We start from the raw sequence: 9,166 nt of genomic DNA, 5'->3' as shown, positions 1-9,166 counted from the left end.
GGGCAACTGTCACTCGAAGCCCACGGCGCCCGCACCGCTGCCGGGCTCTACGCCCGCATCGCCCAACGTCTCCTCGCCCTCGCAGCCGTGATCTGGCACAACCGCAACACCGGCGCACCGACCGCACGATCACTGACCGCCTACGACCACTAAACGATAGGAATCACTCGTCTAGGCCAGTGTTTTGCCTGCACGATCACCCGCTCGAGGCTTTCGCTGCCGAGTCCGTCGCTGATCTTCAGGTACGCCTGAATGTCGCGGCCTCCATCGGATCCGTGAACATTGGTCGGCCGAGTGACCTGGGTGTAGGCGCTGGAGAGGTCGAGCAGTCGGACCAGCAACCTTTCGAATCCGTCGGCGCCCAGGCGATCCCAACAAAATGCCAGTCGTTCCAATACTTCTGCGTCGCTGAAGATTTCGACGAGTTCACTGGCAGCGGCCTTGTCGAACTGGATCGACATCGAGGACTTTCTGCCTACCACCTGCAGGTGCACCAGCGTGGAGCCGTCGTCTGCCTCGATGACATGGTAGGTGCAGCGCAGATTGTCATTGACGTCGTGCGCTGAGGGAATGGTTCCCACGCCCGGCTCGATCTTGGTGACTCGTGTCATCAGGTCCCCGCTTCGCTACTCGTCGGCCGCACCCACCCAGAACACCGGCCACAGAGCGGTCTCGGCGATCACACACATCTTGCCAGCGCACCCCGACACCCTCGGCCCGCCACGGGCGCACGAGGTCGCTGACAACGTAACGACACTCACCGCGGTTCGGTCCCCCGCCGCGCCCGCGTCTTCCTCGTCGCGATATTCCGCCGGACCGGTTCCACCGGCCCTCGACGATCGTGAGACCGGGTGCTGTGGCCAGTGCCGACACCGGAGCGATGTGCACGCACCGCGGCACGCAGGTCTGCCAGAGCGAGAACGACGTCCCGAAATGCACGCAACAAGGTGGTGAGGGCGTCAGGGATCAACGTGCCGGCTTGCAGGATGAGGACGACTGCGCCGATGCCGGCGAGGATCTCGGTAGTCACGCCCTCAACGATCTCGTCACGGCCCGTTCGGCCGCACCCCGGTGGCTGTACCCGGCACGATCGCGCTGACAGAACCGCCTGCGGTGCATAGTGTTCCGAACGAATCCGAACACCGGAGGGGCGGAGACGAATGAGCGTGAACGATCTCGCGGAGGTCCGCACCAGCGACGGGTTACGGGTGGCTCTCAAGGCGCTGCGCGAGCGGAAGCACCTGAGCTACGACACGATCGTGCGCCGCTCAGGGATCGGGAAAACGACGCTCAGCGACATCCTCAACGCAAAGACCAACCTTCCGCAGTGGGGAACCCTCGAGCTGGTGTTGAAAGCCTGCGAGGTCAGCCCGAAGGACCTCGCAGCCTGGGAGCAGGCACACCGGCGGGCCAGCGTCGCCGGTATCGGGCAACCGCTCGAGCAGATCACCGACCCTTTCGCGTTGGAAGTGCATGCGGCGATCACCGGGTCCAGTGGTGCGCAACTGACAGCGTTGCCGCCGTATGTGCCGCGGCCCCACGACGCGGAACTCGCTGACGTCGTCGCGGGAGCTCTCGCTGGCGTCAGCGGCATCGCCGTGTTGGTCGGTGGGTCCTCGGCGGGGAAGACACGCGGGCTCTGGGAAGCGTTGGCGCCCTTGCGTGCAGCCGGTGGATGGCGACTGTGGCATCCCGTCTTCCCCACCCGCAGCGAATCCCTCGCCGATCTCGACCGAGTGCGTGCGCGGACGGTGGTGTGGCTCAACGAAACCCAGCGCTATCTGTGGGGCGAGCCCGGAGACCGCGCCGCAACCGCCCTGCAGGCGCTGCTCGATGACCCATCCACGGCCCCCGTGCTGGTGGTCGGCACGCTATGGCCCGAGCATCACGGGAGTTTGAGCTCCGACCCAGCGACGGCAGCGGCGAAACTGCTGCGCGACCACGAGATCGAGGTTCCGCACGCGTTCACCGGGGAGGCACTCCACGCCATTCATCGGGCGGCCGCACACGATGAACGCCTGGCTGACGCGGTCGAGCACGCAGAAGACAATCAGATCACTCAATATCTGGCAGGTGGCCCGGAACTGGTGCGGCGCTACCGATTCTCGTGCTCCCCGACAGCCAAGGCCATCATCGAAGTCGCCATGGACGCCATACAGCTCGGTCACCCCAACGACCTGTCCTTCGCATTGCTGCGCGACGCCGCACCGCACTATCTCCTTTCGGTCGACCGCGCCAATCTCAGCGACGACTGGCTCGAGAAGGCCCTCGCCGAAACCGCGCAGCCCAGCAAAGGAGTCCGCGGACCGCTCACACGGATCAATCCGCTCCCCACCACCGTCGGCCAACGCCGCCGGCACCGGTCCGCCGCCACGCCTGCTGGGCCGCAGTTTCGGCTCGCTGACTATCTCGACCACTACGGCCGCCGCCATCGTTCCCGCACGATCGCACCGATCGGACTCTGGGAAGCCCTCGCCGACCACGCGCCCACGGCACACCTGAATCGTCTCGGGGAGGCCGCTCATGCGCGCGGCCTTTACTTCGACGCCGCCCAGCTGTGGAAGAACGCCACCAGACACGGCGACGCTCGCGCGGCGACCAGCCTGTTGACGCTGATGGCACAGGTCACCCCTGAGGATCTGCCCACCGAGTGGGTGATCGAGCACGTCACCGACACCGACTCCGCAGCCGTATGCCCGCTGCTGGCGAAACTGCAAGAGCTCGCCGACCCTGGCCTCTTCGATGTATTCATCGAACGCGTCGTCACCACAGTGCGTTTCGACCGGAGTACTGGTGCGCCCCAGCTGCTGGCGCAGTTGCGAAAGACTGCGAGCTGCACACAACTGCAGGCCCTGGCGCGCCGCGCCGCGACCACGATGCCTGTCGAATACGGCGGCGACGCCAGCGCGCTCTATGAGCAGCTACTGGCGGTCGGGTCATACACGACGGCAGAGGAGTTCGCGGGGCGGGCCACGGCCGCGATGCCTCTCGACGAGCCGTTCGTCGCTGGCATGATCGAACAACTGCTGGCGGCAGGGTCGGTGGACCTGGCCCGAGCCCTCACCGAGCGGGCCCTCGCCAGCCGCGACGCCCGCCGGACCAGGGCCATCATCGAGTGCTTGGATCGGTGGCCGGACCACGCCGAGCGCAGCGAGTTTCTGCAGCGCGCCACCTCGGTCACACTCGACAATCCATGGGAGATCAGCGCACTCCTGGAAACATTGCACAGGGCAGGCGCTGAGGAACAGTTCGATCAGCTCTCGCGACGTGCTGCCACCTCCGTAGCTCTCGGCGATGGCGCGGGTGCGGGGGTGCTGCTTGTAACGTGGTGGGAAACCCGCAGTCGGCACGCCATCCGCGAATTCCTCAGTCGCATAACCGATATCGAGCTCGACCATGGCGGCGGACTCGCCCTGCTGCTGACAGCATTGCAGATGGTCGGAGCACACGAGGAGTTCACGCTGCTCGCGCAAAGAGCCGCCGACCGGTGCTGCCACGACGAACCCGCCAATATCGCCATGCTGCTCTACGCTCTGCACCAGGCTGGGGCCTACGAGCTTGCCAGGCAGGTTGCCCGACAGGCAGCCTCCACCGCCTGCGGCGACGCCCGCGGTCTGGCACAACTGCTTGACGAGCTCCAACGTGTCGGTACCCCCGAGCAGGTCACTGAACTAGCCCGACGCGCTGCAGCCACCGCACCACTGCAGTCCCCCCTCGACGTCGCGGTGCTGATGACGCAACTTCATAGAGCCGGTACCGTCGAGGAGCTCGCCGACGTCGCTGCCCGTGCCGCCACCACCGTGGCGATCAACGATCTCGGGCAGGTGCGCGCGCTTCTGGAGCAGTACCGAATCATCGGCGCTAACAGCCACATCGATGCGCTGCTGCACCGGGTCACCACCGAAGCCGTCCCCTACAGCCGATTCCGCCAAGCCGATCAGCTCTACGAGTGGCTCGCCTTCAATGGCAACCTCGACCATATCGACGCGATCGTTCGCCACCTCACCGCTGCCGGTCAGTTCGATAAATATCTGCACTTCAGCGGGATGCATGAAAAGTATCGATTCGGGCGAGATCCTGACGGCACGCCCGCCGAGCCCTGGTGTTGGACCGACCTGGCCTGACCATGTGCGCTCCCCCGCCCTACAAGGTGCGCGCCACCGCCAGTCCTCGTGGTCGAACCCATCGGCGCGCGCGACGCGGTTGCGGAATCGGAGCGCTTCACGAGGTTGACGGGCGCAGGATCGCCGGGTGCACGATGTTGGTGGGGCCGCGGCGATAGAGCGTAGCGGGGCGGCCACTGGCGTGAGTGGCATGGTTGCCGGTGGGGATCAGTACGCCGTCGGCACCGGTGATCTTGCGGTGGAAATTGCGTTGGTCAAGCTCCTCACCCCAGACGATCTCATAGACCCGGCGTAACTGGGTGACGGTGAATTCCGTTGGGCAGAACCGGGTGGCGAGGGTGGTGTATTCCAGTTTGCTCCTGGCGCGTTCGACCGCATCGGCGACGATGCGGGCATGATCGAAAGCCAACTCGACGCGAGCGTCGAGCACCGCGTCGACGGGTGTCCAAGCCGCGGCTCGGGCGTCGCCGCCAGCGGCGGGTGTGGGGAGGTCGGGCACGAATGCCAAGTAGCAGACGGTGATCACGCGGCGACGAGGGTCGCGGTCGGGCGCGCCGTAGGTGTGTAGTTGCTCGAGGTGCGCGCGCCGCAAGTCCAGGCCCGTCTCCTCGATGAGTTCGCGTTCGGCGGCGGCGCACAGATCTTCGCGGTAGTCGTCGAGGAATCCTCCGGGCAGGGCCAGATGTCCCTGCCACGGGTCGGTGCCACGTTCGACGAGCAGGACCTGCAGCGCATCCTCGCGGACGGTGAGCACCGCCAGGTCAACAGCGATAGCGACTTCGGTGCTGGGCCAATAACGTTCAGCCATGATGGATCTCCTCTCCTCAATCGATTTTACGTCATCTTGACGTAAAGGCGGTTCGGTGGCTAGCGTCACTCTTCGGAGCACTTGTGTGACGCTCCGTTCCGATCACGTTGGGGAGAAACAATGATCGTGATTCTGACCGCTCTGGATGTTGAGCAGAACGCCGTACTCGAGCATCTGATCGATCTCGAAATGTACGAGCACGACAAGGGCACATTGTTCGACGTGGGCACGATAGCCGAGCACCCAGGCCATCGGGTCGCGGTGGGCATCACCGGCGCGGGCACCACCACCGCGGCGGCATTGACCGAACGCGCTCGCGCCGAATTCTCGCCCGCGGCAATGATGTTCGTCGGAGTCGCCGGCGGACTGCGACAAAAGACAGCTGTCGGCGACGTCGTGGTGGCCACCAAGGTCTACTCGTATCAAGGCGGGCGCAGCGAGGACGACAGGTTCCTGGTGCGGCCCCGCTCGTGGGAACTGTCCCACCGCGTCGACCAACTGGCCCACCGACTCTGCCGCCGCCACCAATGGCGGGGATTCCTCCCCGACCACGCCCGCGCCACGCCCCCGGACGTGCATTTCGGGGCGATCGCGGTCGGCGATGTGCTACTGGATTCGACCCGCTCGGATCTGGCGCAGCGGCTGCACACCTCCTACAACGACGCCATCGCCGTGGAGATGGAAGGTTCGGGGTTCGCGCACGCCGCCGCGCTGGGTGACCAGGTGCCCGCAGTCGTCATCCGCGGGATCAGCGATCACGCCGACGGGCACAAGGCCGACGCCGACCACGCCGGAGGACAGGCGCGCGCGGTCGCCAACGCGGCAGCCTTCGCCGTCGCGCTGGCGGTATCGCTGGAACCCGAATCGCGTTCGGCGCCTGAGGATCCCGTGACCTCGGACCCAGCGCCGACAACGATCACCAACACGCTCGTCGCACGCGGTAACGCCCATGTAGAAAACCAGATTGGTACGCAGTTCAATGGAGGACTGCGATGAATACGGGTACCGACCCGTCAGGGTTGTCGTTCATCAATCATATGAGCGCGGCCGACCAGGCCGAGGTCGGCCAGCAGATCGGCGCCCAAATCAACGATTCGGTCCTACACGGCACGACCAATATCTACACCACCGCCTCCGGAGACTCACCCGAGCGGCTGCACGAAGTGGCTCGGGCCCACCTCGACGGTGGTAACCCGCGCCGGGCCGAGGAAATCCTGCGCGACCTCCTCGAAAACGGACACCACACGGGCGAACGCTGCCACCTGTACGTGCTGGCGGTAGTGAGCGAGCGGTCGTTCTCCGAAATCGACGCCGAGCCGACCACACGCATCGGCAACGCCATGAGGATGGCCGCCGACCGTCCCCGAGACGGATGGCGCGACGCTCTCGATGTGGTCGACAAGCTGCTGCGCTACGCGCATACCGGGTCAACTCGCGGAGCGGCCGTCGGCGAATTGGCCGCCGCGATGACGAGGTTCTCCAAACTAGCGAGCGATCGTAGAGACGAGATCGACCGGCACCTGGCGCTCATCCTCAGCGGAACCGTCCACGAACAGCTCAACAGTGAACGCGCGCAGGAGGTGGCCCGCACGAGAATGGACAATCGGCGAGCCGCCCGCGCATGGATGTTCTTCGAAGCCGACCCGCTGGCCCCGATACCGTGGTCGCCGCCACCACGCTTGACCATCGTCGACTGGCCCGCCGCCATTCTCGGGTCGGTCGCGCTGGTCATGGCTGTCGTGTCCATACTCCGGACCGGTATCACCGCCGCCACAGTGGGAGCGGTTGTGCTTATCGTCATCGGCGCCGGGATGGTACTGCGTTGTGTGGTGGTGTGGCAGACCCACACCCAGCACACCCGCTCCGCGCGGTCGCGCCCACCACTGGCACCGAACCAACAGCCAACACCGTTGGATGCCATGATCGACCGGTGCTTCCGCCGAGGCGATAGCAGTGGTCTGTGGGACCTCACCGCCGCCTACCGCCACGACCTCAAACATCGCCTCGGCGAACAATACGGCGACGACGACACCATCCCGAGCCGACTGAAATGGCTGATCGATTGGCACGCAACCCGATTCGGCCGTCTCCACTACTATCTACTGCCACAAACACCGGTCGCGGCGCGGGCGGAGAATCTACGCGACATCGGTGTGCTCGCGTGGGTGAGCGTGCTGGTCATGGTAACGATCTCAGGCCACATCACCGCCGCGGCGCTCGCAGCGGTCGGCTGGACAGCAATATTCGGCGTCGGCCGTATCGCCTCCCGGCCACGTGCGCGAGAATTGCTCGATCAGGACGCGCAGATACTGTTCTCCGAGGAGCAGGCCATGTTCCGCCGCCGGTCCGGCGCCCTTTTGGCTGAGCGGCCAACCGATCAGCAGATGGCGCGCTGGCTGGCGTTGGACAAAACCTACCTCAAGGACGAGGCGCTACGCCGCGCCAACCTGCAGGAGAGCGATCTGGTCACCTACGTCGTTCTCACCGCACGCGCACCGTTCGCGCGCGGCGGCAGAGTCGAGGGTGGACCACCACGGTACGAGGCCTACATGGTGACGGTGTTGCTGCTGACCCGGTTCGGAATGCGAACCACGCGAACCTATCTGAACCTTGCCACCGGAAATCTACACAACGAACAACGCCGCATGTGCACCTACGACGCCGTCGCATCCGCCTCGGTCACCGAGCGTCTCGTACGGGGCTTCCGCAGCGACGGCCATCCACAATCCGACCTCCTCGACGGTCGCGTCTTCCAACTCACTCTCCTCAACGGCACCCATATCGCCGAAGTCGAGGAATACCTGCGCACCTCCCCCAACGACCCTGCCCGTACCAGCCCATCCCTATCTTCCGCCCAAATCTCGGGATTCGACACCGCCCTACACATCCTCGAAGCCGTGGCCACCGAAGGACGCGACTGGATCACCCGCGATCACGAACGCAAACAACGATGGGCCCGGAACTGGTGCACCAACCCGCCACCACGACCCCGCGCCGATCACACCGCCCGCGCGAAAGTCCGCTGATCACAGCGTGTTCCAATTCTCCGACGGCATCCTGCTACCACTGGTGAACGCCATCGTGCCGCCCCCTCGCACGCTCATCCCGCTAGGTTCTGTCTCGAAGTGGTGAGAGCGGGCCAGCGGCCGCCCCGCCAGTACCCGGGACGCGAGAACGGCATGATCGATCGCCTGGGTAGTGTCGACGAACAGTACCGGACCCATCCCGAGTGGTGTCGCACGCGCAGCCCAGTCATCCCAGTTCTCGGCCAAGCGCTGCCGGTCTCGATAGATGGCCGGGCGCCCGCGCGCGACATACCGGGACCTGGCGACGTCTGCAGGAATGTCGCACCACACTTCCACCACCCGGCGGGCACCCGCTCTCGCGATACCCGTACGCGCAAACGCGAGGTCTCGCGGCTTGAACCACCATGAGTCGACAACGACATCGACCGGTGCGAGTTTCGCCAGCGCCCACACGACATCCATGGCAATGCCGCCCAACGCTGGTGCTTGGACAGCGTTTTCGAGGCAGCCGGCCAACGATTCCTTGACTGCGTCCTTGGACAAGAATCACGCGTCCAGCATCCCCACGACGACCTTGCCGATCGCTCATCGGTCGTGGACCAGGACCATCGCGTCGGCAGCGTGATCGACGCTGTAGCGGGCGCCGATCAACGTTGACACCGCTTACATAAGCCTCTGCGTTGACACCGCACACATAATGTATGCGGCGCTAACATGAAGCAGGCGACGCCATTCGATGCCCGAAGCACCATAGTCAGACGCGTTCTTGGCGAGGCGATCCAGTGCGCACCCACATCACCGCCGGCTTGATCCCTTCGCCCACCCACAATTGCAGCAATGACATTGCTTCGGATACGACGGCGGGCGCCGAAACACCGCTCGGTCGAGCTACTGCTGCGAAACCCCGCAGCCTGGCACGCTTCGTGATCCACTCGTTCACCCCCGCGCGGGAGCCATCGCCGCAGGATGTACGCGATGGAGTGAACTTGAGGCGCTGCGACGTTCTAGCGCCCTGATGAACGCCTCCTCGTTACCACCTGCTGAGCAAGGTCCCGGGAGATCTCCAGGTCGGCCGACAGCCGGCGGACTACCGTACCGCCCGGTTAGCTACTAAGACGATGTCTCACATGGAGGTAATTCGTTTCGCTCACGTTGAAATCGGTTGTGTTGCATGATGTTAGGTCGTGGTGGATGCGTTGTCGCAGCGT

General features: G+C 65.1%; 7 protein-coding genes and 1 pseudogene. 5 read left to right on the top strand and 3 right to left on the bottom strand.

What is annotated here, in order from left to right; genetic code table 11:
* A pseudogene (locus tag ABZ909_RS43040) lies at positions 1 to 153 on the top strand (IS982 family transposase); the annotation flags it as partial.
* On the opposite strand, the gene ABZ909_RS43035 reads toward ABZ909_RS43040, so the two are convergent.
* Entirely contained in the window at positions 150 to 611 is a 462-nt protein-coding gene (locus ABZ909_RS43035) for a hypothetical protein (RefSeq protein ID WP_357012152.1), read from the bottom strand. The pseudogene ABZ909_RS43040 and the gene ABZ909_RS43035 overlap by 4 nt on opposite strands.
* 245 nt (positions 612 to 856) lie before the next feature.
* Here ABZ909_RS43035 and ABZ909_RS43030 point away from each other — a divergent pair, with 245 nt between their 5' ends.
* Complete coding sequence (locus ABZ909_RS43030) at positions 857 to 1,099, top strand: hypothetical protein (RefSeq protein ID WP_357012149.1); 243 nt, start codon at positions 857 to 859, stop codon at positions 1,097 to 1,099.
* A 61-nt stretch (positions 1,100 to 1,160) separates the two neighbouring features.
* Positions 1,161 to 4,124, top strand: a complete 2,964-nt coding sequence (locus ABZ909_RS43025; protein ID WP_357012146.1) for a helix-turn-helix transcriptional regulator — start codon at positions 1,161 to 1,163, stop codon at positions 4,122 to 4,124.
* Positions 4,125 to 4,221: 97 nt separating this feature from the next.
* Here ABZ909_RS43025 and ABZ909_RS43020 read toward each other — a convergent pair whose 3' ends face one another.
* Positions 4,222 to 4,932, bottom strand: coding sequence for an NUDIX domain-containing protein (locus tag ABZ909_RS43020; RefSeq protein ID WP_357012144.1), 711 nt, complete (start codon positions 4,930 to 4,932; stop codon positions 4,222 to 4,224).
* Between the two features lie 120 nt (positions 4,933 to 5,052).
* Between ABZ909_RS43020 and ABZ909_RS43015 the strand changes: the two genes are divergently transcribed.
* Both ABZ909_RS43015 and ABZ909_RS43010 read left to right on the top strand, forming a co-directional pair.
* Positions 5,053 to 5,928 (top strand): 5'-methylthioadenosine/S-adenosylhomocysteine nucleosidase, encoded by an 876-nt coding sequence (locus ABZ909_RS43015; RefSeq protein ID WP_357012142.1) that lies wholly within the window; start codon positions 5,053 to 5,055, stop codon positions 5,926 to 5,928.
* On the top strand, positions 5,925 to 7,958 hold the full coding sequence (locus ABZ909_RS43010) for a hypothetical protein (protein WP_357012140.1): 2,034 nt from the start codon (positions 5,925 to 5,927) through the stop codon (positions 7,956 to 7,958). Before ABZ909_RS43015 ends, ABZ909_RS43010 begins: the two co-directional genes overlap by 4 nt.
* Here the strand turns inward: ABZ909_RS43010 and ABZ909_RS43005 are convergent, their stop codons facing one another.
* A complete protein-coding gene (locus tag ABZ909_RS43005) occupies positions 7,959 to 8,501 on the bottom strand; it encodes a hypothetical protein (RefSeq protein WP_357012137.1) in 543 nt (180 codons plus the stop codon).
* Positions 8,502 to 9,166: the final 665 nt, after the last annotated feature.

The sequence above is a fragment of the Nocardia sp. NPDC046763 genome (assembly GCF_040645495.1).
Classification (GTDB): Bacteria; Actinomycetota; Actinomycetes; order Mycobacteriales; family Mycobacteriaceae; genus Nocardia.
The sequence above is the reverse complement of the archived record's forward strand: the minus strand, read 5'-3'. Positions and strand labels throughout refer to the sequence as shown.